The sequence below is a fragment of the Kitasatospora sp. NPDC093550 genome (assembly GCF_044764985.1).
GTDB lineage: Bacteria > Actinomycetota > Actinomycetes > Streptomycetales > Streptomycetaceae > Kitasatospora.
Map to the genome: position 1 here is coordinate 1 of NZ_JBIWJF010000016.1, position 22,668 is coordinate 22,668.

At 73.3% G+C, this 22,668-nt stretch carries 20 protein-coding genes; 7 read left to right on the top strand and 13 right to left on the bottom strand.

Going from position 1 to position 22,668, the window contains the following annotated elements; all coding sequences use genetic code 11:
* Positions 1-93 precede the first annotated feature (93 nt).
* From ACIRD3_RS24630 to ACIRD3_RS24640, 3 genes are all read right to left on the bottom strand, one after another.
* Positions 94-1,110, bottom strand: coding sequence for a polysaccharide deacetylase family protein (locus ACIRD3_RS24630; protein ID WP_402220417.1), 1,017 nt, complete (start codon positions 1,108-1,110; stop codon positions 94-96).
* Between the two features lie 196 nt (positions 1,111-1,306).
* A complete protein-coding gene (locus tag ACIRD3_RS24635) occupies positions 1,307-2,200 on the bottom strand; it encodes a phosphotransferase enzyme family protein (RefSeq protein WP_402220420.1) in 894 nt (297 codons plus the stop codon).
* A 120-nt stretch (positions 2,201-2,320) separates the two neighbouring features.
* Complete coding sequence (locus tag ACIRD3_RS24640) at positions 2,321-4,573, bottom strand: MMPL family transporter (RefSeq protein WP_402220850.1); 2,253 nt, start codon at positions 4,571-4,573, stop codon at positions 2,321-2,323.
* A gap of 568 nt (positions 4,574-5,141) precedes the next feature.
* Between ACIRD3_RS24640 and ACIRD3_RS24645 the strand changes: the two genes are divergently transcribed.
* The 4 genes from ACIRD3_RS24645 to ACIRD3_RS24660 all read left to right on the top strand — a co-directional run bounded on the left by ACIRD3_RS24645 (position 5,142) and on the right by ACIRD3_RS24660 (position 10,749).
* On the top strand, positions 5,142-7,343 hold the full coding sequence (locus ACIRD3_RS24645; RefSeq protein WP_402220423.1) for an MMPL family transporter: 2,202 nt from the start codon (positions 5,142-5,144) through the stop codon (positions 7,341-7,343).
* Between the two features lie 339 nt (positions 7,344-7,682).
* Positions 7,683-7,889 (top strand): cold-shock protein, encoded by a 207-nt coding sequence (locus ACIRD3_RS24650; protein WP_049657493.1) that lies wholly within the window; start codon positions 7,683-7,685, stop codon positions 7,887-7,889.
* A 157-nt stretch (positions 7,890-8,046) separates the two neighbouring features.
* A complete protein-coding gene (locus tag ACIRD3_RS24655; protein WP_402220426.1) occupies positions 8,047-9,729 on the top strand; it encodes a DEAD/DEAH box helicase in 1,683 nt (560 codons plus the stop codon).
* A gap of 306 nt (positions 9,730-10,035) precedes the next feature.
* A complete protein-coding gene (locus ACIRD3_RS24660; RefSeq protein ID WP_402220429.1) occupies positions 10,036-10,749 on the top strand; it encodes a ricin-type beta-trefoil lectin domain protein in 714 nt (237 codons plus the stop codon).
* 72 nt (positions 10,750-10,821) lie between these two features.
* Here ACIRD3_RS24660 and ACIRD3_RS24665 read toward each other — a convergent pair whose 3' ends face one another.
* Positions 10,822-11,682: a helix-turn-helix transcriptional regulator gene (locus ACIRD3_RS24665; RefSeq protein ID WP_402220853.1), complete on the bottom strand. Its 861-nt coding sequence runs from the start codon at positions 11,680-11,682 to the stop codon at positions 10,822-10,824.
* A 117-nt stretch (positions 11,683-11,799) separates the two neighbouring features.
* Between ACIRD3_RS24665 and ACIRD3_RS24670 the strand changes: the two genes are divergently transcribed.
* The 3 genes from ACIRD3_RS24670 (at position 11,800) to ACIRD3_RS24680 (ending at position 14,699) form a co-directional block, all read left to right on the top strand.
* A complete protein-coding gene (locus tag ACIRD3_RS24670) occupies positions 11,800-12,855 on the top strand; it encodes a hypothetical protein (protein ID WP_402220432.1) in 1,056 nt (351 codons plus the stop codon).
* 285 nt (positions 12,856-13,140) lie between these two features.
* Positions 13,141-13,917, top strand: a complete 777-nt coding sequence (locus tag ACIRD3_RS24675; protein ID WP_402220435.1) for a ricin-type beta-trefoil lectin domain protein — start codon at positions 13,141-13,143, stop codon at positions 13,915-13,917.
* Positions 13,918-13,964: 47 nt separating this feature from the next.
* Entirely contained in the window at positions 13,965-14,699 is a 735-nt protein-coding gene (locus ACIRD3_RS24680; protein ID WP_402220438.1) for a ricin-type beta-trefoil lectin domain protein, read from the top strand.
* Between the two features lie 116 nt (positions 14,700-14,815).
* Here the strand turns inward: ACIRD3_RS24680 and ACIRD3_RS24685 are convergent, their stop codons facing one another.
* The 9 genes from ACIRD3_RS24685 to ACIRD3_RS24725 form a co-directional block, all read right to left on the bottom strand.
* The gene (locus ACIRD3_RS24685; RefSeq protein ID WP_402220441.1) at positions 14,816-15,544 is read right to left on the bottom strand and encodes a sirohydrochlorin chelatase; all 729 of its coding nucleotides are present in this window, start codon (positions 15,542-15,544) and stop codon (positions 14,816-14,818) included.
* Positions 15,545-15,554: 10 nt separating this feature from the next.
* Positions 15,555-16,469, bottom strand: coding sequence for an ABC transporter permease (locus ACIRD3_RS24690; protein WP_402220442.1), 915 nt, complete (start codon positions 16,467-16,469; stop codon positions 15,555-15,557).
* A complete protein-coding gene (locus ACIRD3_RS24695; RefSeq protein ID WP_402220445.1) occupies positions 16,456-17,262 on the bottom strand; it encodes an ABC transporter ATP-binding protein in 807 nt (268 codons plus the stop codon). The genes ACIRD3_RS24690 and ACIRD3_RS24695 overlap by 14 nt, the downstream gene beginning before the upstream one ends.
* A gap of 150 nt (positions 17,263-17,412) precedes the next feature.
* Positions 17,413-18,576, bottom strand: a complete 1,164-nt coding sequence (locus tag ACIRD3_RS24700) for an aliphatic sulfonate ABC transporter substrate-binding protein (RefSeq protein ID WP_402220447.1) — start codon at positions 18,574-18,576, stop codon at positions 17,413-17,415.
* A 244-nt stretch (positions 18,577-18,820) separates the two neighbouring features.
* The gene (locus ACIRD3_RS24705) at positions 18,821-20,167 is read right to left on the bottom strand and encodes a sulfate adenylyltransferase subunit 1 (protein WP_402220450.1); all 1,347 of its coding nucleotides are present in this window, start codon (positions 20,165-20,167) and stop codon (positions 18,821-18,823) included.
* A 2-nt stretch (positions 20,168-20,169) separates the two neighbouring features.
* A complete protein-coding gene (cysD, locus tag ACIRD3_RS24710) occupies positions 20,170-21,108 on the bottom strand; it encodes a sulfate adenylyltransferase subunit CysD (RefSeq protein WP_402220451.1) in 939 nt (312 codons plus the stop codon).
* A complete protein-coding gene (gene cysC / locus ACIRD3_RS24715) occupies positions 21,105-21,695 on the bottom strand; it encodes an adenylyl-sulfate kinase (RefSeq protein ID WP_402220856.1) in 591 nt (196 codons plus the stop codon). Before cysC ends, cysD begins: the two co-directional genes overlap by 4 nt.
* Before the next feature lie 61 nt (positions 21,696-21,756).
* Positions 21,757-22,458, bottom strand: coding sequence for a phosphoadenylyl-sulfate reductase (locus ACIRD3_RS24720; protein WP_402220453.1), 702 nt, complete (start codon positions 22,456-22,458; stop codon positions 21,757-21,759).
* Positions 22,439-22,621 carry a hypothetical protein gene (locus tag ACIRD3_RS24725; protein WP_402220455.1) on the bottom strand — a complete coding sequence of 61 codons (183 nt, stop codon included), beginning with the start codon at positions 22,619-22,621 and terminating at the stop codon, positions 22,439-22,441. Before ACIRD3_RS24725 ends, ACIRD3_RS24720 begins: the two co-directional genes overlap by 20 nt.
* Positions 22,622-22,668 lie beyond the last annotated feature (47 nt).

Sequence of the window (22,668 nt, forward strand, 5' to 3'; positions counted from 1 at the left end):
ACGTCTCCACCCACACCGGCTCAGCCCGCAGCACCCCACCCATACAGCAGAAATGCCCTGTCTCCGCCCTTCTGCAACAAGCTTTAGGGCCCGTCAGGCCGCCGGGAAGTCGAAGGTGTACCCCTGGGCGACCAGCCAGGGCAGCAGCTGCTTGAGCGCGGCCACGGTCTGGCTGCGGTCGCCGCCGCCGTCGTGCAGCAGGATCACGCCACCGGGCTTGAGCTGCTTCTGCACGGTGGAGACGATGGCCGGCACGCCGGGGCGGGACCAGTCGCGCGGGTCGACGGACCAGCCGAGCGAGGACATGCCGAGGCCCGCGGTGATGTGCTCGTTGTCGGGGTTGAAGCCGCCGCCCGGGGCGCGGAACCAGCTGACCTCGGTGCCCGGGCCGCCGGCCTGGACGATCATGTCGCGGGCCGCGGTGATCTCGTACACGGCCTTGTCGTGCGGGAGCTTCGCGAACGGCTGCGGGTGGTGGACGCTGTGGTCGCACAGCCGGTGCCCGGCGGCCAGGACGCGCTTGACCAGGGCCGGGTTGGCGGCGGCGTTCTGACCGATCTCGCAGAAGGTGGCCTTGGCGTGGTACTGGGCGAGCAGGTCGAGGATCTGGCCGGTCGCCGGGCCCGGGCCGTCGTCGAAGGTGAGCGCGACGGTGCGGCCGCCGGAGGCGGTGGAGCCGATCACGGAGCCCGCTCCGGGGTGCCCGGTCGGTGCGGTGGGCGGCGTGGTGGGCGGCGCGGCGGGAGTGGAGGCCGCGGCCGGGGTGCCGGGGACCGGGGTCGCCGGAGCGGCGGCGGCGGAGGAGGCGGCCGGTGCGGGGGTGCGCGGCTTCACCGGGGCGGCGGTCGCGGACGGTGAGGCGGAGGCCGGGGCCGGCGGCAGCCCGTCGGAGCCGGGGGTGGGCGCGATGGTGGCGGCCGGTGTGCCGCTCGGCCGGTCGGCGAGCGGCGGCTGGGCCGCGGTGCTCGGCGACTGCAGGGCCCCGCTGGCGGTTCCGCACGCGGTCAGCCCCAGGACGGCGGCCGCCGCGATGCAGCCCGCGACCAGCCGGCGCCGGGAGCGGGTCGGGCTGGTCGGGGTGGAGGGGCGGCGTCGGGCGGTCCGGTGCATGGCGGCGGCTCCTGAGGATGCGAGGGCGGTGCCGATCTCTCGGGGCAGGATGACTGTCCGATAGGACGCCGAGCGTACGTGGCCCGGTTGCGCGCCGGACCGATCCCTCCAGGGACTCTTCTCACATCCGCTCCGGTTGGCACCCGACCGCCGCCCGGGGTATCGCCCCCGCCGCCCGGGGGCGGTCGGCCTGCCGTCAGAACGGGTACCAGCGCACCTCGGTGGCCCCGTCCCGCAGGGAGCCGACCCGCCGCCGGAACTCCGCCAGCGCGGCCGGGTTGCCGGCCGCCTGCTGCGCCACCCAGGCGGCGCTGGCGGTCTCCCGGGCGCCGCGCAGCACGGTGAAGCCGGGCCAGTCGCGCACGTCCCAGCCGTACGCCTCGGTGAACGCGTGGTACTCCTCGCCGGGCACCCCGTAGCGGTCCTGGGCGAGCGCGAGGACCACCAGGTCGTGTTCGCGCAGGTCGTCGGCGACGAATTCGAGGTCGAGCAGCACCGGGCCGTCCGGGCCCACGTGGACGTTGCGCGGCAGCGCGTCGCCGTGGATCACCCCCGGGTGCAGCCGGGGCACGAGGTCGGGCAGGGCGGCCTCGAAGGCGTTCCGGCGGTGGCGCAGGAAGGCGACGTCCTCGGGGTCGACGTGGCCCTCGGCGGAGGCCAGCCAGCGTTCGACCGGGGCCAGCAGGTCGCGCCGGCCGAGCGGTACCGGCGGCACCGGCAGCCGGTGCAGGGTGCGCAGCAGCGGGGCGAGGTCGACCGGGCGGGCCGGGCGGACGGCGGGCGCGAGCCGGTGCCAGAAGGTGACCGGGTGGCCGTCGGCGAGCTGCGGCTCGGGGGCCACGGCGTCGTACGGGCGCACCACCGGGACGCCCTGACCGGCCAGCCAGTGGGCGACGGCCAGCTCGCGGTGCGCCCGGTCGTACAGTTCGGGGCCGCGGCCGACCTTGGCGACCACGGCCGGGTCGCCGAGGTCGAAGACGGCGTTCTCGCCGAGGGCGAGCAGCGGGGCGTCGCCGGGGCCGGGCAGTCCGGCGGACTCGCAGGCGTGGGCGAGCAGCAGCCTGGCGCGGCCCTCGTCGAAGGGGATCATGACCGGGCTCCGTTCCGGCGGTGTTCGCCCGGGGGCCCCCGGGCGGTGATCATCATGACGCACGGACGCCGGGCCCCGCGCGCGGCGGGGCCCGGCGTGGTCCGCGTCACGGGTGCCGGCTCAGACCTCGACCCTCCGGTGCCGCGCGCCCTCCGCCGGGGATCCGGCGGCGGGCTGCCCGTGCAGGGCGGTCGCGGCGCCGAGCGGAGGGACGGACTCGCCGTGCGAGAGGTCCGGCAGCCACCTCAGCCAGCGCGGCAGGTACCAGTTGCGGTCGCCGAGCAGGGTCATCACCGAGGGCAGCAGCACGGCGCGGATCACCGTCGCGTCGATCAGCACGGCCACCGCCAGGCCCACGCCCATCTGCTTCATCGCCTGCATGGACAGGGTGCCGAAGACCGCGAACACCGCCACCATGATCACCGCGGCGCTGGTGACGACCCCGGCCGTCGAGCGGATGCCGTGGGCGATCGCGGCCCGGGTCGGCAGCCCGCGGTCGTGGCCCTCCTTGATCCGGGAGACCACGAAGACGTGGTAGTCCATCGAGAGCCCGAAGAGGATCACGAAGAGGAACAGCGGCACCCAGGACTCCACCGCCCCGACCCCGGCGGTGCCCAGCAGCGAGGCGCCCACGCCGTGCTGGAAGACCAGCGTCAGTACCCCGTACGCGGCGCCCACCGAGAGCAGGTTGAGCACCACGGCGGTGCCGGCCACCACCGGCGAGCGGAAGGAGGTGAGCATCAGCAGGAAGGCGAAGGCGACCACGAAGCCGAAGACCGGCGGCATCGAGCCGGTCATCTTGGCGTTGAAGTCGTACGACCCGGCGGTGCGCCCGGTGACCGGGGCCTCGGTGCCGGGCACCGCGAGGACGGTCGAGGGCACCAGGTCCTCGCGCAGGGTCTTCAGCGCCTCGTTGCTGGTGGCGTCGTTGCCGGTGCCGTTGAGCGGGATGTCCACGGTGGCGACGTTCTCGTCGGCGTGCACGGCGACCTCGATCGGGCCGTGCATCCGCCCGCTGGCCAGCGCCTTCGCCTTGAGGTCGGCGATCGCGGCGGTCATCGCGGGGGAGTCGATGTCGGCGGCCCTGATGACCACGGTGGCCGGGGCCGGGCTGCCGGGGAAGGCGGCCTCGATCTTCTGCGAGGCGGCGACCAGCGGGTTGCCCTTCGGCAGCTGCTGCTGGAAGGTCAGGTTGGCGGTGTGCATGGTGAGCAGCGGCGCGGCCAGGGCGAGCAGGAAGGCCCCGGCGAGCACGGTCGCGGCCAGCGGGCGGCGCAGCACCGGGGTCAGCACCGCGTTCCAGAACCGTCCGCCGGTCCGTGCCGCGTCCGGGCGGCGGAGCGTGGCGAGGAGGGGCACCCGGCCCTTGTCGACCCGGTCGCCGAGCATCGACAGCAGGGCGGGCAGCACGGTGAGCGAGCCGAGCACGGCGGTGACCACGACCAGGATGGTGGCGAAGGCCATCGCCCGGAAGTCGGCGATCCCGGTGAGGAACATGCCGGCCATGGCGACCACCACGGTGACGCCGGAGACCAGGACGGCCCGGCCGCTGGTGGCGGCGGCCACGGTCAGCGCGGTCTGCGCGTCGCGCCCGGCGGCCCGCTCCTCGCGCTCGCGGCGCAGGTAGAAGAGGCAGTAGTCGACGCCGACGGCGAGGCCGACCAGCAGCATCACCGAGCTGGCGTCGTCGCTGGTGTGCAGCAGGCCGCTGGTGAGCGCGACCAGTCCGCCGGCCGCGACGAAGGCGGTCAGCGCGAGCACCACCGGCAGCACGGCGGCGACCAGCGCGCCGAAGGCGATCAGCAGGATGCCGAGGGCGAGCGGCACGGCCGTCCACTCGGCGCGGGCGAAGTCGTTCTTGAACTGGTCCTGGATCCACTTGCCGGAGCTGGCGTCGCCGAGCTCGACCACGGTGAGCCCGGGGTTGCGCTGCTGCACGCCGTTCACCGCGTCCATCACGGACTGCACCCCGGCGACGGCCTCGTCCCGGTCCCCCTTGAGCGTCACCAGGACGAGTGCGGAGTGGCCGTCCTGGGAGACCGCCTTGGTGTCGTACGGCGAGCGGATCCCGGCGGCCTTGCCGGTAGCCTCGACGGCGGCGATCACCTGGCCGACGGCCGTCCGGAAGTCGGGGTCGTCGGCGCTGCGGGTGGCGCTCTGGACCAGGACGGTCTCGCTCGCCGGGCTCCGCAGGCCGGCCTCGTCGAGGATCCGCGCGGCCCGGGCGACCTGCCCGGGCATCGACTCGGCCTCGGTCACCTTGGCGCTGCCGTGCGCGCCGCCGAGCACGGTGGCGAGCACCACGAAGAGCAGCCAGCCGAAGACGGCGGTCTTGCGGTGCCGGGCGCTCCAGACGCCCATCGCGGCGGCCATGCCGCGTCTGGTCTGCGCGGTTCCGGTCTGTACGGACTTCACGGTGGTCCCCCCTGGGAGAGCGGCGGTGGTCGCCGGCCGGGAGCGGCGCGGCGGCCCCGGTCACGGGCCGCCGTCCGCTGCGCGCCGGGTGCGGATCCGGCGCCTGATCGACAGTAGGGAAGCGGGAGTTGTGCGGTAATCCGGCTGGCGGGTGACGCCTCCCTGGTGCTGCCCTCGGGGGCGGGGTGGGGTTTTCCCTACCCCCCGACCCCGAGATCTCCTCCTCGGGGGTAGGGGACGCAACTCCACCCTGAGGGGGAGATGACTCCACCCGGAGCACGAGGTCAACGAGGGTGCGGTCGGGAGAAACTGGGTCGGGGCCGTTTCGGGGCGGTCCCGCACGGGGGTTGGAATACGGGGGCTCCTTGCCGGGCGGCAAGCAAGTGCTCGTAGGATGATGCCCGAATCTACTTACCTGCCGACCGGCAAGGGTGTGCCTCCGTGCGCTTCCGAGCCGGTCCTGCCGTCGCCCAGCGTCCCGTCCCCCAAGGGCTGCGGTGAACCATGCCCAGGAGGCATCACGAGCATGTTCCACCGACTAGGACACTTCGTCGTTCGCCGTGCGTGGTGGGTGATCCTCGCCTGGGTCGTCGCGATGGTCGCCATCGTCGCGTCGGCCCCGAAGGTCACCTCGCAGACGGACGAGTCCGCATTCCTGCCCAAGCACTACGAGTCGATCCAGGCGGCGCAGCTCCAGGAGCAGGCCTTCCCGTCCAGCTTCACCCCCGCCGCGCTGCTGCTCTTCGAGCGCACCGACGGCCAGGCGCTGAACGACGCCGACCAGGCCTCGATGGACAAGGTCGTCAACGGCCTCACCGAGGCGCACATCCCCGCCGTCGAGAAGATCATCCCGGTCGACCCCAAGACGTCGAAGTCCAAGGACGGCAAGTACGCGCTGTCCATGGTCGCCATCGACAAGACCAAGATGCAGACCGAGGAGTACCCCGACGCGGCCAAGAAGCTGCGTGAGGAGGGCTCCAAGCTCGCCGACGGCACCGGGCTGAAGTTCCAGGTCGGCGGTCAGGCCGCCAGCAGCCTGGACCAGAAGGACGCCTCCGGCGCCACGGACGCCATCGTCATGTTCGGCAGCCTGCTGCTGGTCATCCTGATCGTCGGCATCATCTTCCGCAGCATCCTGGCCGGCCTCCTGCCGGTCCTGCTCTCGCTGGTCATCGCGATGCCGGTGGCCAACGGCCTGATCGCCGACGCGATCAAGATGTTCGACCTGAAGTCCTCCCCGATGACCTCCGCGATCCTGATCATCGTGGTCCTCGGCGTCGGTACGGACTACTTCCTCTTCCTGGCCTTCCGCTACCGCGAGCGGCTGCGCCTGGGCGAGGACCGCAAGACGGCCGTGGCCAACGCGGTCGGCCGGGTCGGCGAGGCGATCGCCTCCGCCGCCGGTGCCGTCGCCGTCGCCTTCGCCGTGCTCGTCCTGTCCAGCCTGGGCATGTTCACCGCGCTCGGCCCGGCGCTGGCCATCGCGGTCATCGCGACCGCCCTGGTCTCGCTCACCCTGGCCCCGGCCGTGCTCGCCGTCCTGCCCGCCAAGGCCGTGTTCTGGCCGGGCAAGAAGTGGATGCAGGAGCCGAAGAACGCCCGCTTCGCCGCGCTCGGCCGGATGACCGGCAAGAAGCCCGGCCTGGTGGCCCTGGTCTCCGGCGGCATCCTGGTGGCGCTGACCCTGGCCGGCGTCAACTACAACGGCACCTACGACCTCTCGGGCAGCTCGATGCCCAAGACCAAGGAGTCGATGGTCGTCCAGGACAAGCTGATGACGGCGTTCTCGGCCGGCGCCGCCGACCCGAGCCACGTCTACCTGACCAGCACCAACGGTGCCAAGCTCGCCGACTCGGCGATCAAGGACTTCGGCGCCAAGCTCCAGGAGGTGCCCGGGGTCGCCTCGGTCTCCACGCCGGTCGCCCAGAAGGGGATCAACGCCGACGGCACCACCGCCGACTTCACGGTGATGCTGAACGACGCCCCGGCCTCCAACAAGGCCATCGACACCATCGAGAAGGTCCGCGACACCGCCCACGCCTCGGCCCCGGCCGACAGCAAGTCCCTGGTCGGCGGCATCACCTCGGTGTACAAGGACATCAACACCGCGATGGTCCACGACTACACCCTGGTCTTCCCGATCGCGGCCGTGATCATCATGCTCATCCTGGGCCTGCAGCTGCGCAGCGTGGTCGCGCCGTGGTACCTGATGGCCTCGGTCGGCCTCGGCTTCGGCGGCACCCTCGGCGCCACCACCCTGGTGTTCCAGAACCTCAAGGGCGAGCCCGGCCTGATGTTCATGCTGCCGATCTTCATCTACCTCTTCGTGGTGGCGATCGGCACGGACTACAACATCCTGATCATCGCCCGCCTCCGCGAGGAGGCCCGCGAGGGCCGCAACCCGCGCGAGGCGGCCCGCGAGGCCGTCAAGCACGGCGGCCCGACCGTCGCGGCGGCCGGCTTCATCCTGGCGGCGTCCTTCGCGACCTTCATGCTCGCGGGCAACGTGCTCTTCATGGAGCTCGGCTTCTCGCTGGCCTTCGGCATCGTGCTGGCGGCCTTCGTGATGGCGATGTTCTTCACCCCGGCCCTGACCGCGCTGCTCGGCCACCGCGCCTGGTGGCCCGGCCACGCGGACGAGGCCCCGTCCGGCCGCGGCCACGGCAGTGGTCCGGCCCCGCTGGCGGGCACGCACGACGGCGTGCCGGAGCCGGCCGGCCGGCACTGACCCCGGGCCCGGCCACGGACGGGCTCCAGGGTCACCCTGGGCCCGGCCCGGACTGATCCACCGACGGCGCCCCGCTTCGGCGGGGCGCCGTTTTCCCGTTCCCCGGGCGCGCCAAACGTGATCTGTTCAGCGGAAAATCCCCGGTCGCTCGGGGTGGCACCGTGCTACAGTCGAGTCAGTTGCAGTTTTGGTTCCCATGAACGTGTATGTGCGCCTGCTGGTTCCAACCAACAGGCGCATTTGTTTTGTCCGGTGTTTCAGTCTCCGGATGGGGATCGCGGCTACTTGGGGATTCACGAGGTGTGGATCCCTGATGCCCCAGTTTTAGAGGAGACGGTTATGGCTACCGGCACCGTGAAGTGGTTCAACAGCGAAAAGGGCTTCGGCTTCATCGAGCAGGACGGCGGCGGCGCCGACGTGTTCGCTCACTACTCGAACATCGTTGCCCAGGGCTTCCGTGAGCTGTTCGAGGGCCAGAAGGTCGAGTTCGACGTCACCCAGGGCCAGAAGGGCCCGCAGGCCGAGAACATCCAGATCATCGGCTGACGTCAGCCTCACGCTGACTCGCGATCATCGCGAAGCGGGGGCCCGCACCGCACGGTGCGGGCCCCCGCTCATGCCGCCGAACGGCCGGGGCGGCGCACCTCCTCTCGACGGCCGACCAGCCCGCAGCGCGGGCTGCCGACCGACGGACGGAGATCCCGTGACCACCCCTGCCCGCCCGCCGCGCGACCGCGGCGCCCGTACCAACGACCGTGGCAACGACCGCGGCCCCCGTAGCACCGAGCGCGGCTCCGACCAGGGCCGCCGCGCCGCCGGCGGCGACCGCGCGCGCAAGCCGCGCAACCGTGCCGGCGCCCCCAAGCAGGCCCGCGCCGCCGTCCCCGAGGCCACCGAGTTCACCGTGGTCCAGGGCACCCCGGCCCGGCCCCCGGCGGCCACCTTCGCCGAGCTTGACCTCCCCAAGGGCATCCTCGCCGCGCTCGGCCGCGAGGGCGTCACCGAGCCCTTCCCGATCCAGGGCGCCACGCTGCCCGACTCGATCGCCGGTCGCGACGTGCTCGGCCGCGGCCGCACCGGCTCCGGCAAGACCCTGGCCTTCGGCCTGCCGCTGCTCGCCCGTACCGCCGGGAGCCGCGCCGTCGCCCGGCACCCGCTGGCGCTCGTCCTGGTGCCCACCCGCGAGCTGGCCCAGCAGGTCACCGAGGCGCTCACCCCGTACGCCACCGCCGTCAACCTGCGGATCACCACCGTCGTCGGCGGCATGTCGATCAACCGGCAGTCCAACGCCGTGCGCCGCGGCACCGAGGTCCTGGTCGCCACCCCCGGCCGACTGGACGACCTGATCGGGCGCGGCGACGTCAACCTCTCCGACGTGGCGATCACCGTCCTGGACGAGGCCGACCAGATGGCCGACATGGGCTTCCTGCCGCAGGTCAGCAAGCTGCTGGAGCAGGTCGCCGAGGGCGGGCAGCGGATGCTGTTCTCCGCCACCCTGGACCGCAACGTCGACCGGCTGGTCAAGCGCTTCCTGAACGACCCGGTGACCCACTCGGTCGACCCGTCGGCCGGCGCGGTCACCACCATGGACCACCACGTCCTGCAGCTCGACCCGACCGACAAGGCCTCCGCCACCGCGCACATCGCCTCCCGCGACGGCCGCGTGATCATGTTCGTGCACACCAAGCACGGCGCCGACCGGCTCGCCAAGCAGCTGCTCGCCAACGGCGTGAAGGCCGCCGCCCTGCACGGCGGCAAGTCCCAGCCGCAGCGCAACCGGGTCCTGGACCAGTTCCGGGACGGTCACGTCACCGCGCTGATCGCCACCAACGTCGCCGCCCGCGGCATCCACATCGACGGCCTGGACCTGGTCGTCAACGTGGACCCGCCGGTCGACCACAAGGACTACCTGCACCGCGGCGGCCGCACCGCCCGGGCCGGCGAGTCCGGCACGGTCGTCACCCTCGTGCTGCCCGAGCAGCGCCGCGAGGTCAACCGGCTGATGACGGTGGCCGGCATCCGCCCGACCGTCACCAAGATCCGCCCCGGCGACGCCGACCTGGCCCGGATCACCGGCGCCCGCACGCCGAGCGGCGTCCCGGTCACGCTGGCCGTACCGGTGGTCGCGGTGGCCGAGAAGCCCGTGGAGACCAAGGCCGCCGCCCCGCGCCGCCGCCCGGGCAAGCGCTCCGGCCTGCCCACCGACGTCGACATGAACGGCAACCCGCGCCGCCCCCGCCCCAAGCAGCGGGTCGGCGGCGCCCAGGGCGAGCGGCACCAGGCGGCCGGCTTCATCGGCCGGTCCTCCGGGCGCGCCAAGCCCGGCAGCGGTTCCAAGTCCGGCTCCAACTACGGGACCGGGCGCCAGCGCCGCAAGGCCGACTGACCGCCGTCCCGGCCCCGCCGAACGGGCCCCGCGACCTCCCCGCACCGGGAGAGGGCGCGGGGCCCGTTCCGTTTCCGGGGCCGCTCCGGAACGGGTGGACGCGCGTCCGCCCGTGCGGGAACTGCCGCCCGGGCCGACGGCGCTGGTCAGCCCCCGGTCAGGCGGCAGCTGCCGCCGAACTGCCGTTGACGGTGGACCGCGCGCCGCCGAGTCTTTCACTCGGCCCACACATTCGACGCGACGTCAACACAGTTGCGCGGATGGTGAGTTGCCGTCACCAACCCGACCGGAAGGACGACCGTACCGATGCGCCGCACCTCCGCACTGCTGACCACCGCCCTGCTCGCCGGGGCCGCCGCCCTCGCCGCCCCGGCCACCTCCGCCCAGGCCGCGCCCGCCTGTTCCGCCTACGTCGCGGGCTGGAGCGCCGTGGGCACCTGTACCGGCCTCGACCCGATGCAGACCTGGTCCGTCACCGCCAACTGCTGGTACTGGAACGCCGACCACACCATGCAGTTCTCCCGCCCCGCGTTCGGCGGCGTGTCGATCGGGGACGGCTCCGCCTCCGCCGCCTGCGGCATCGGCGACACCGTGATGTTCCCGCGGGTCGTCCTCGGCCCCGTGCCGCCGGCGGGCCCGACCGGCCAGATCACGGGCTACGCGGACAAGTGCGTCGACGTGAAGGGCGCCAACGCCGGCAACGGCACCCCCGTCCAGATCTACGACTGCAACAACACCTGGGCGCAGAAGTGGCGGATCGGTGTCGACGGCACGATCCGCGCCCTCGGCAAGTGCCTGGACGTGCAGGGCGGGAACACCGGCAACGCCACCCGGGTGCAGATCTACGACTGCAACGGCACCGGGGCCCAGCAGTGGCAGGCCCGCCCGGACGGCTCGCTGCTGAACCCGCAGTCCGGCCGCTGCCTGGACGACCTGGGCTTCTCCACCGCCAACGGCAACCAGCTCGGCATCTGGGACTGCAACGGTGCCGCCAACCAGAAGTGGAACCTGCCGGTCTGACGACCCGGCCGGGGGTGAAGACCCGCTTCCGCTCCGCCGCCCCGGCACCGCGCCGGGGCGGCGGAGCCGCGTTCAGACGGTGGCGACGGCCGGAGCCGGGGCCAGGGACCGCAGCCGTTCCTCCGTCTCGGTGTCGCGCGGCGCCATCACGATCAGCTGCAGCCCCTCGGCGGCCAGCAGCACGTGCTGGTCGATCCGCAGCTCGCCCACCACCTCGTGGCGGATGAGCTTCTCGGCCCCGCCCCGCTCGGCGACCTGGTGCTCGTCCAGCCAGCGGTCCGCCTCCGGGTACTCGCCGCGCACCTGCTGGATCATCCGGGCCAGGTGGCGCCCCACCGCCGTCGCCTCCCCGCCGCGCTCGGCGTACGCGGACCGCAGCTGGGCCAGGAAGCCGCGGGCGTGCTCCTCCCAGTGCTCGACCCGGGCCCGGTGCACCGCGTTGCCGAACACCACCCAGGCCAGGTTGCACTCCTCCGGCGGCCGGCCGGTCAGGCCGAACAGCGCGTCCGCGCCCGGATTCCAGGCCCGGATGTCCCAGTTGGCGTCCATCACGAAGGCCGGCGCCGGCCACTGGGCCCGCATCAGCCGCAGCAGCGGCACCGGGACGTCCCCCGGTGCGGCCACTTCACCGTCCCGCGGGTGGCTGCCGGCCAGCCGGAACAGGTACGCCGTCTCCGCCCGGTCCAGCCGCAGCGTCCGGGCCAGGCTCGCCAGCACCTCCGGCGACGGATGGATGTCCCGCCCCTGCTCCAACCACGTGTACCAGGTCACCCCCACGCCGGCGAGCAGCGCCAGCTCCTCCCGCCGCAGCCCCGGCGTGCGCCGCCGCACCCCGGGCGCCAGCCCGACGTCCTGCGGTGTCAGCCGGGCCCGGCGGCTGCGCAGGAAGCTCGACAGCGCCGTACGGCGCTCCTGGGCGTCCTCGACGTCCATCACGTCCCCCCGTTCTTCCTGGTAGCCGGACTACCAGTACCCTCACGCACTGCTGCGGCCCGCCCGTTCGCGCGAGGCTCGATCACGACAACGGACCGCACGCGCAGAGGAATTCCGATGAGCCACCGTCAGCACCGTACTCTCCGCCGCACCCTGGTCGCGGCCGCATTCACCACCCTGCTGGGAGCCTCCGGCGCACTGCCCGTCGCCTCGCCCGCCGCAGCCTCGCCCGCCGTCGCCTCGCCGGTCGCGGCGGCGGCCCGCCCGGCCCCGGCCGTGATCATCGGCCGGGCGCCCGGCCTGGTGCCCGAGGCGGGCGCCTGGGACGCCTCCCACCACCGCTTCCTGCTCGGCTCGCTGCGGCACGCCACCGTCTCCGCCGTCGGCACCGACGGGAGCGTGCGCACCCTGGTGCAGGACCCCGCGCTGACCGAGATCGCGGGCCTGCGGATCGACCCGGTCCACCGCCGCGTCCTGGTCACCGACCTCGACAACGGCCTCGGCGAGCGCAGCGGCCCCGCCACCCTCGGGAAGATCGCCGGCATCGGCGCCTACGACCTGGACACCGGCCGGCGGATCTTCTACACCGACCTCGCCGCCGTCGCCGCCGACGGCGGCGGCCACCTGGCCAACGACATCGCGGTCGGCCCCGACGGCACCGCGTACGTCACCGACTCCTTCGCCCCGGTCGTCTACCGGGTGACGCCGGACGGCGCCGCCTCCGTCCTGCTGCGCGACCCGCGGCTGGCCCCCGCGCCGGGGTCGTACGGCCTCAACGGCATCGTCTACCGGGAGGGCCGCCTGGTCCTCGGCAAGTGGGACGACGGCACGCTGTGGCAGGTCCCGCTGGGGAACCCGGCCGCCGTGCGGCGGGTCGAGGTGGCCGGCGGCGCCGGTGCCCTGCTGCACCTGGACGGCCTGCTGGGCCGCCCGGACGGCTCCGTCGCGGGCGTCACCAACGCCCTGCTGGGGACGGGCCGCGACGCCGAGGTCGAACTGCGCTCCGACGACCACTGGCGCACCGCCCGCCTCACCGCCGTCCGCCCCTCCGTCGACGCCACCCCCACCGCGCTGATCGCCGGCCCGGCCGGCCGCGTCTACCAGCTCTCCGCCGGCCTCGCCGACGCCCTCGCGGGCCGCCCGTCGGACACCTTCGCCCTGCGCCGGATCTGACCCGGCCGCGGACCGCCTGACGGCCCGGCTCCCGCTCGTCCGGGAGCCGGGCCGTACGCGATCCGGCCGGATCGGCCGGGCGTCCGGCCTGGCCGGGTCCCCGCCGTACCGTGTCGTACACGTTCCGTGCGTGGACGGACCGGTGGCGTGATCTTCACCCCCACCCGTTGACCGTGAACAGACGGTGCCCGATGCTTTCGCGCGGCCCGCACAACTGTCACACCGTCATCACGTGTGCTTCACATGCGGGCCGGTTGGTTCACCCTCCCCGGAAGGACTCCCCCCGTGCGCCGTACCTCCGCCCTGTTCGCCACCGCCCTGCTGGCCGGTGCCGCCGCGCTCACCGCGCCGGCCGCCGCCGACGCCGCCGAGAGCACCACCCGGAGCGCGAGCGCGACCACCACCACCGTCCCGGGCCCCGGCGGCGTCGGGAGCTGCACCGTCGACAACGCCCCGCTGGCGCCCGTCGGCACCTGTACGGGCATCGACCCGCAGCAGACCTGGCGCGTCGTGGTCGACTGCAACGGCTACGACTGGACCTGGCACACGCCCATCTACACGGCTGCGGCCGGCAACTGGGTCACCGGCAACACCAGCGCCTCCGCCGGATGCATGTACCCGCTGAACACGGGCAGCGGCTCGATCCAGTTCGGTCCGGCGGTTCCGGCCGGCCCGGTCGGCCAGATCACCGGGATCGCGGGCAAGTGCCTGGACGTGCGCGGCGGCAGCACCGCCAACGGGACGCAGACGCAGATCTGGGACTGCCTGGGCAATGTGAACCAGACCTGGAAGGTCGGCGCCGACGGCACCGTCCGGGCGGTCGGCAACTGCCTGGACGTCGAGGGCGGGCGGACCGGCAACGGCACCCTGGTGCGGACCTGGGAGTGCAACGGCAGCGGTGCGCAGAAGTGGCAGGCGCGGCCGGACGGTTCGCTGGTCAACCCGCAGTCGGGCCGCTGCCTGGACGTCCGGGGCGTGTCCAGCGCGAACGGCGCGGTGCTGCAGATCTGGGACTGCTTCGGTGCCGGCGCGGCCAACCAGGTCTGGCACCTGCCCGCCTGATGCCCACCACAGGACAATCCGCCCGATCACTCCCGAGGAGCCCCGCCATGCGTCGCACTGCCGCTCTGTTCGCCACCACCCTGCTCGCCGGAGCCGCCGCGCTCACCGCGCCGGCCGCCGCCGATGCCGCCGCGAGCACGCCGTCCGCCCTGACCGCCGGAGGCTGTTCGGTCGTCAGGACAGGTGCCGGCTTCCTCGGCACCTGCTCGGGCATCGACCCGCAGCAGACCTGGCAGCTCGCGGTCTCCTGCCAGGGCTTCGACAGCAACGGGTTCCCCACCTACTCGGGCTCCGCCAGCGGCTGGGTCACCGGCAACACCAGCGCGGCCGCGAGCTGCTTCTACCCGATGATGGCGACCGGCGGCTGGATCGTGAACGGCTCCCCCGTCCCGGCGGGCCCGGTCGGCCCGATCAGCGGCTACGCGAACAAGTGCGTGGACGTGCGCGGCGGCAACAGCGGCGCCGGTACCCCCGTCCAGATCTGGGACTGCCTCGGCAACGCCGCGCAGACCTGGAAGATCGGCGTCGACGGCACGATCCGCGCCCTCGGCAAGTGTCTGGACGTGCAGGGCGGGAACACCTGGAACGCCGCCCGGGTGCAGATCTACGACTGCAACGGCACCGGTGCGCAGAAGTGGCAGGCCCGCCCGGACGGCTCCATCCTCAACCCGCAGTCCGGCCGCTGCCTGGACGACCTGGGCTTCTCCACCACCAATGGCAACCAGCTGGGCATCTGGGACTGCAACGGCGCCGCCAACCAGAAGTGGAACCTCCCCGCCTGACCCGCACCACCCCTCCTGACGGCGCGCGCGGCCCGACCGCGCGCGCCGTCGGAGATCGACCTCGACGACGAGGCGCCGGCGCGCTATGGCACGTGCCGGAGTCCTGGGCTCCCCGCTCAGGCGGTGAGGGCCGGGAGGGCCTGCGCCGGGTGGCGGGCCTGGTCGTAGCGTTCCAGGAGCAGGGTGGCCAGCTCGGGGGCGGGGCCGAGGACGTCGGCGAGGACGTCGGCCTCGGTCGAGGCCGCGGCGATGCGGTCGGGCAGGCGGCCGGGGGCCAGCAGGTAGGGGGCGACCGCCGTCCGTTCGGCGCCGGCGGCGCGGAGGGCGGCGAGGGCCTCGGGGACGCGGGGGCCGGCGGCGGAGGCGTAGGCCACCTCGACGGCGGCCCAGCCGCGGGTACGCCGCCACTCGGCGGCCACCGCGCGGGTGGCGGCGTCGGCGGCCGGGTCGGAGGAGCCCGCGGCGGCCAGCACCACGCCGGTGCGGGCGCGGACGGCCGGGGTGGCGACGTCCAGGCCGGCCTCGGCGAGGCGGCGGTCCAACGCGGCCGGCAGCAGCGGGGACGGCCCCAGCACGTCCGCCACCGGCAGGCGGGAGCCGGCGGCGCGCAGCGCGGCGGGGATGTCGTGCTTGGCGTGGAACGCCCGGTTGAGCAGCAGTGGGACGGCCACCGCGTCCGTCAGCCGTCCGGCCACCTGCGGGATCCGCGGCGCGCAGTGGTCCAGGTACGCGGTGGCGACCTCGGTGCCGGGCCGCTGCGCCCGCACCTCCTCGACGAGCGCGGCCACGGACGCGGCGTGGCGCGGGTCGCGGCTGCCGTGGGCGATGAGGAGGAGGGCGGGCATCAGCGGTGCCTCACTTGCCGGTGGCCAGCAGGCCGCGGTTGCGCAGCACCCGGCGCTCGACCGGGGTGAACACCAGCAGCTCGATGGCGATGCCGACGAACAGGATCAGGACGATGCCGAGCAGCACCCCGGACATGTCGGAGAACTCGCGCTGGTCCTCCAGGAACCGGCCGAGGCCGCGGCCCAGGTCGGGGGAGGAGGCGACCAGCTCGGCGGCCATCAGCGAGCGCCAGGAGAACGCCCAGCCCTGCTTGAGGCCGGCCAGGTAGCCGGGCAGCGCGGCCGGGATCAGCACGTGCCGGGCGCCGGCCAGGCCGGTGGCGCCGATGGTGCGTCCGGCCCGCAGGAACAGCGGCGGCACCTGGTCGATGCCGGCCACCAGGCCGTTGGCGATCGAGGGGACGGCGCCGAGCAGGATCACCGCGTACATCATCGAGTCGTTGATGCCGAGCCAGATCACCGCGGCCGGCACCCAGGCGACCGAGGGCAGCGACTGCAGGCCCTGCAGCACCGGGCCGATCGCGGTGCGCACCGGCCTGACCCGGGCGACCACCAGCCCGATCGGGGTGCCGATCACCACGGCGAGCAGGAAGCCGGACAGGCCGCGCCAGACGCTGGTCCAGATGATCGAGAACAGCGTGCCCTGGTACCAGAGCTCCTGCGCGGAGTGCCAGACGTCCAGCGGGCTGGGCAGCTTGTACGAGGAGGTGAGGTGCAGGCTGTACGCCCCCTGCCACAGGGCGAGCACCACGAGCACGCCGATCAGCGGCGGCAGCGCCTTGGTCCGCAGCGCCTGGCCGAGGCTGCCGCGCTGCGCGGTGACGGCGTCGAGGGCGTCCAGGCCGGCCCCGACGTCGGCGGTGTCGGTGCTGCCGGTGCCGCCGGCGGCCTTGTCCAGGACGGGGGTGGTGTCAGTGCTGGCCATGGCGACGGATCTCCCCACGCAGTTCTTCGGTGATCTCGATGGACAGGTCGGCGACGCCCGCGGACTCGATGCGGCGCGGCTGCGGCAGGTCGATCCGCCATTCGCGGGCGACCCGGCCGGGGCGGGAGGAGAGCAGCACGACCCGCTGGGCCAGCCGGACGGCCTCGCGGACGTTGTGGGTGACGAACAGGACCGAGAGCTGCCGCTCGGCCCAGATCCGGGTGATCTCGTCGTGCAGCACGTCGCGGGTGATGGCGTCGAGCGCGGCGAACGGCTCGTCCATCAGCAGGACCTTGCTGCCCTGGGCGAGGGCCCGGGCCATCGCCACGCGCTGGCGCATGCCGCCGGACAGCTCGTGCACCCGCTTGTCGTACGCGCCCTTGAGGCGGACGAGTTCGAGCAGCCGCTCGGCCTCGGCGCGGCGCTCGGGGCGGGGCAGGCCGGCCAGCTTGAGGGCGAGTTCGATGTTCTTCCCGGCGGTCAGCCAGGGGAAGAGCGCGTGCTCCTGGAACATCAGGGCGGGGCGGCCGCCGGGCACCTCGATGCTGCCGGCGGTGGGCTTGTCGAGGCCGGCGACCAGGTTGAGCAGGGTGGACTTGCCGCAGCCCGAGGCGCCGAGCAGGGTGACGAACTCGCCGGGCGCGACGTCGAGGGTGATGTCGTCCAGGACGTGGGTCTGGGCGCCGGGGCGGCCGAAGGACTTGTGCACGTGCGAGATCCGGACGGCGGGCGCGCCGCCGTGGGCGCCGGCGCCGGGGGCGGCGGGCGCCGAGGTGGTCAGTGCCGAGGTCATCCGGGCACCTCCTGCGTGAGTGGTCTGCGTGGGCTGCGGGTCGGGGCCGTGGCCCGGGCCCCGCCCGTTCCGGTGGGCATCGATCGGGGATCGACCGGGCGGGCGGGGGCCGGACCGCGGAGTCGGGGCCGAACGGCGTTGGCCCGGGCGTTACTTGGCGCCGAGTCCGGCGTCCGCCACGGCGGCCTGGCCCTGGGCGGCGAGGACCTTGTTCAGCAGGCTGAGGTCGTAGATGCCGTTCAGGTTGGGCTTCTTGAGGAGCCCGGCGGTGACGGCGTGGTCGGCCTCGGCCTGCAGGGTGTTCGCCAGCGGGTCGTCCAGGAAGTCGATGTCGGCCCAGGCCGGGTCGAGGACGGTCGGCTCCAGCGCGTTGCCGGCTTCCTTCTTGATCGCCTCGTTGGCGTCGGCCTTGGCCTTGTCGGAGTTGGCCTTGATGAAGGCGTTGGTCTTCACCGAGCCGCGCAGCACGGCCTCCACCACGTCCGGGTGCTCCTTGAGGAACTTCTGCGAGACGATGATGTTGGTGATCACGAACTTCTTGTCCGGCCAGACGTCCTTCTCGTTGAGCAGGACCTTCGCACCGAGCGTGACCAGCTTGGAGGCGGTCGGCTCGGGCACCCAGGCGCCGTCGATGGAGCCGGACTTGTAGGCGTCGGGGGTGACCTTGTTGTCGGTGCGCACCACCGAGACGTCGCCCGCGCCGGAGGCCGCGTCGACCTTGTAGCCCTTGCCCGCGAGGTAGTTGAGCAGTGCCACGTCCTGGGTGTTGCCCAGCTGCGGGGTGGCGATCTTCTTGCCCTTGAGGTCGTCCAGCGAGGGGACCTTGTCCGGGTTGACCACCAGCTTGACCCCGCCGGAGGCCGAACCGCCGATGATCTTCAGGGACTGGCCCTCCGACTTGGTGTAGCCGTTGATCGCGGGGGAGGGGCCGATCCAGCCGATGTCGATCGAGCCGGCGTTGAGCGCCTCGATCTCGGCGGGGCCGGCGTTGAAGACCTGGGTCTTGATCTGGGTGCCGCCCAGCTCCTTCTGGAAGATGCCCTCCTGGAGGCCGACCAGCGGGGTGCCGTGGGTGAGGTTGGCGAAGTAGCCGATCTTCACGGTGTCCGCGGACAGCTTCGCCCCGGAATCCCCGGCGGTGGCCGCGGCCTTGGCCTTGTCGTCGGACTTGTCGGCCTTGGATCCGTAGCTGCAGGCCGACAGCAGGGCCACCGCGGTCAGGCCGGCCGCGGCGGCCGCCGCGGTGCGTCTGATCCGGCCGGCGTTGGGGCGGGTGCTGGTATGGGCGCGGGAGGGGGCCTGGTTCGGTGCCATGGTGAGTCCTGTTCGCGGACGGACCGTCAGGAGGCGGTCTCGGGAGGATGGTTCGGAAGGTGGTGCGCGCGGCAGCGGAGTGCCGGGGCAAGCCGGGCGGCTGTGGGGGAAGACGACCCGGTGACAGGGCGTTCTCAGCCCTGTCGGCCCGCACATCGGGTCAAGCCGCCCTGGCCGCTGCCGAGGACGCCGCTGCCGATGCGGCCGCCTTCCTTGTCCATGCCCGAGAACGCCTCGCTGGGCATCAGACCCAGTCCTCCTCTTCGGGTGCGTCGGGTGCGTCGGTGCCGCGTACGGTCTCGAAGGCCTCGCCCGCCATGCCGGCGGTGAGGGTGGTGCCGTCGGCCGGGTCGATCAGCAGGAACGAGCCGGTCCGGCGGTTGTCGGTGTAGCTGTCGATGGCCAGCGGCTCGGCGGTGCGCAGCTTCACGTGGCCGATGTCGTTGACGTTCAACCCCTCGGCGCCGCTGCGCTGTTCGAGAGTGTCGATGTCGATCCGGTAGGAGATCTCCTTGACCAGGGCGCGCACCGTGCGGGTGGTGTGCTTGAGCAGCACCTTGTCGCCGGCGCGCAGCGGCCGCTCGTTGAGGTGGCTGACGGTGGCCTCGATGTCCTTGGTGGGGACGGGGGCCGGGCCGGCGGCGAGCAGGTCGCCGCGGGAGATGTCGAGGTCGTCGGCGAGGCGGACGGTGACCGACTGCGGGGCCCAGGCGATGTCCGTTTCCCGGCCGAGGGCGTCGATGCCGGTGACGGTGCTGGTGTGGCCGGAGGGCAGGACGGTGACCGGGTCGCCGACGCGCAGCACGCCGGAGGCCAGCTGGCCCGCGTAGCCGCGGTAGTCGGGGTGCTCCTCGGTCTGCGGGCGGATCACGTACTGGACGGGGAAGCGGGCCGGCTCGGCGCTCGGGTCGCTGCCGACCGGGACGGTCTCCAGGTGCTCCAGCAGGGTCGGGCCGCCGTACCAGTCCATGTGGGCGGAGGGCTCGACGACGTTGTCCCCGGCGAGCGCGGAGATCGGGACGGCCAGCACGTCCTTGACGCCGAGCGAGGCGGCGTAGGAGGTGAACTCGGCGGCGATGGCGGCGAAGACGGGCTCGGCGTAGCCGACGAGGTCCATCTTGTTGACGGCGAGGACGACGTGCGGCACCCGCAGCAGCGCGGCGACGGCGGCGTGCCGGCGGGTCTGCTCGACCACGCCGTTGCGGGCGTCGACCAGGACGACGGCGAGTTCGGCGGTGGAGGCGCCGGTGACCATGTTCCGGGTGTACTGCACGTGGCCGGGGGTGTCGGCGAGGATGAAGCGCCGGCGGGGGGTGGCGAAGTAGCGGTAGGCGACGTCGATGGTGATGCCCTGCTCGCGTTCGGCGCGCAGGCCGTCGGTGAGCAGCGCGAGGTCGGGCGCGTCCTGGCCGCGGTTGCGGGAGGCGTGCTCGACGGCCTCCAGCTGGTCGGCGAGCACGGACTTGGAGTCGTGCAGCAGCCGGCCGACGAGGGTGGACTTGCCGTCGTCGACGGAGCCGGCGGTGGCGAAGCGCAGCAGCGACGTGGCGGTGCCGGTCTGGATCGTGTCGGCCCGGGTGGTGCTGGTCATGGTTAGAAGTACCCCTCGCGCTTGCGGTCTTCCATCGCGGCCTCGGAGAGCTTGTCGTCGGCGCGGGTGGCGCCGCGCTCGGTGAGGCGGCTGGCGGCGATCTCGGCGATGACGGCCTGGATGGTGGTGGCGTCGGAGTCGACGGCGCCGGTGCAGGACATGTCGCCGACGGTGCGGTAGCGGATCAGGCGGCGCTGGACGGGTTCGGTGTCCTTGGGGCCGCCCCACTCGCCGGCGGTGAGCCACATGCCGTTGCGGGCGAAGACGTCGCGTTCGTGGGCGTAGTAGATCTCGGGGAGCTCGATGCCCTCGCGCTCGATGTACTGCCAGACGTCGAGCTCGGTCCAGTTGGACAGCGGGAAGACGCGCACGTGCTCGCCGACGGCGTGGCGGCCGTTGTAGAGCGACCACAGCTCGGGGCGCTGGCGGCGCGGGTCCCAGGCGCCGAACTCGTCGCGCAGGGAGAAGACGCGCTCCTTGGCGCGGGCCTTCTCCTCGTCGCGGCGGCCGCCGCCGAAGACGGCGTCGAAGCGGTTGGTCTCGATGGCGTCGAGCAGCGGGACGGTCTGCAGCGGGTTGCGGGTGCCGTCCGGGCGCTCGCGCAGCCGGCCGTCGTCGATGAAGTCCTGGACGTGGGCGACGTGCAGGCGCAGGTTGTGCTCCGCCACGACGCGGTCGCGGTAGGCGATGACCTCGGGGAAGTTGTGCCCGGTGTCGACGTGCAGCAGGGAGAACGGGACGGCGGCGGGCGCGAAGGCCTTCAGCGCCAGGTGCAGCATGACGATGGAGTCCTTGCCGCCGGAGAACAGGATCACCGGGCGCTCGAACTCCCCCGCGACCTCGCGGAAGATGTGCACCGACTCGGCCTCCAGCGCGTCCAGGTGGGACAGCGCGAAGGGGTTGTCCTCGGTGCGGACGGGACTGTCGGTCGCGGTGGTCATGCCAGGCCCCTCTCGGTCAGGAAGGCGTGCAGCTCGGCGGCGCTCTCGGCCACCTCGCGGCCCTGGGTCTGCAGTCGCAGCTCGGGGTCCACGGGCGCCTCGTACGGGTCGTCCACACCGGTGAGACCGGAGATCTCGCCGGCCGCCTGCTTGGCGTACAGGCCCTTGACGTCGCGTTCGGCGCACAGCTCGACCGGGGTCGCGACGTGGATCTCCAGGAACTCGGTGCCGGCCGCGCCGTGCCGCTCGCGCACGGCGGCGCGGGAGTCGGCGAACGGGGCGATCACCGGGGCGAGGACCTTGACGCCGTTGGCGGCGAGCTTCTCGGCGACGAAGCCGATCCGGGTGACGTTGGTGTGCCGGTCCTCGCGGGAGAACCCGAGGCCCTTGGAGAGGAACTCGCGGATCTCGTCGCCGTCCAGGACCTCGACCTTGTGGCCCTCGGCGCGCAGCCGCTCGGCCAGGGCGAAGGCGAGCGTGGTCTTGCCGGCGCTCGGCAGTCCGGTCAGCCACACGGTGGCGCCGCGCTCGCAGGGGGCGGCCGCGGGGGCCGCCGCAGTGCCCCCGGCGGAGCCGCGGCGGCTCAGGGTGTTCGCTGTCACGGGCTGTTCCTCACGGGGTCGTTGATGACGGGTCGGTGAGCGGGTGTCAGAGGTGGATGCCGCACTCGGTCTTGCCGGAGCCGGACCAGCGGCCGGCCCGGGCGTCCTCGCCCTCGGCGGGCTTGCGGGTGCAGGACAGCGGCGAGCAGCCGATCGAGGTGTAGCCCTCCCACAGCAGCGGGTTGAGCAGCACGCCGTTGGCGGCGACGTAGGCGTCCACGTCCTCCTGCGTCCACCGGGCGATCGGGGCGATCTTGACCTTGCGGCGCTTCGGGTCCCAGGCCACCACCGGGGTGTTCGCCCGGGTCGGCGACTCGTCGCGGCGCAGCCCGGTGGCCCAGGCGTCGTAGCCGCCGAGGCCGCGGTTCAGCGGCTCGACCTTGCGCAGCGCGCAGCACAGGTCCGGGTCGCGGTCGTGCAGGTTCGGCCCGTACTCGGCGTCCTGCTCGGCCACGGTCTTCAGCGGGGTGAGCGTGATGACGTTGACCGGCATGGTCGCCGCCACCGCGTCCCGGGTGCCGATGGTCTCCGGGAAGTGGTAGCCGGTGTCCAGGAACACCACGTCCACGCCGGGGAGCACCGTGGAGGCGAGGTGCGCGACCACCGCGTCCTCCATCGAGGAGGTGACGCAGAACCGCTTGCCGAAGGTGTCGGCGGCCCACCGCAGGATCTCCTGCGGGGTCGCCTCCTCCAGCTCGCGGCCGGCCCGGACGGCTGCCGCCTCGTGGTCAGTCGCGGTGCCGCTCATGGGACGCACCCCCGTGATTCGTCGGTGACAGCAGGCCGAGGAACTTCAACTGGAAGGCCCGGCGGCACCCGTGGCACTCCCAGGCGCCGTGGCCGGCCTCCGAGGGGCGCAGGTCCTCGTCCCCGCAGTAGGGGCAGAAGAACGGTGCGGCTCGCTCACTCATCGCCCACCTCGCTGCGCTCGGCGTTCGCTTCGCGAACACGCCCTGCC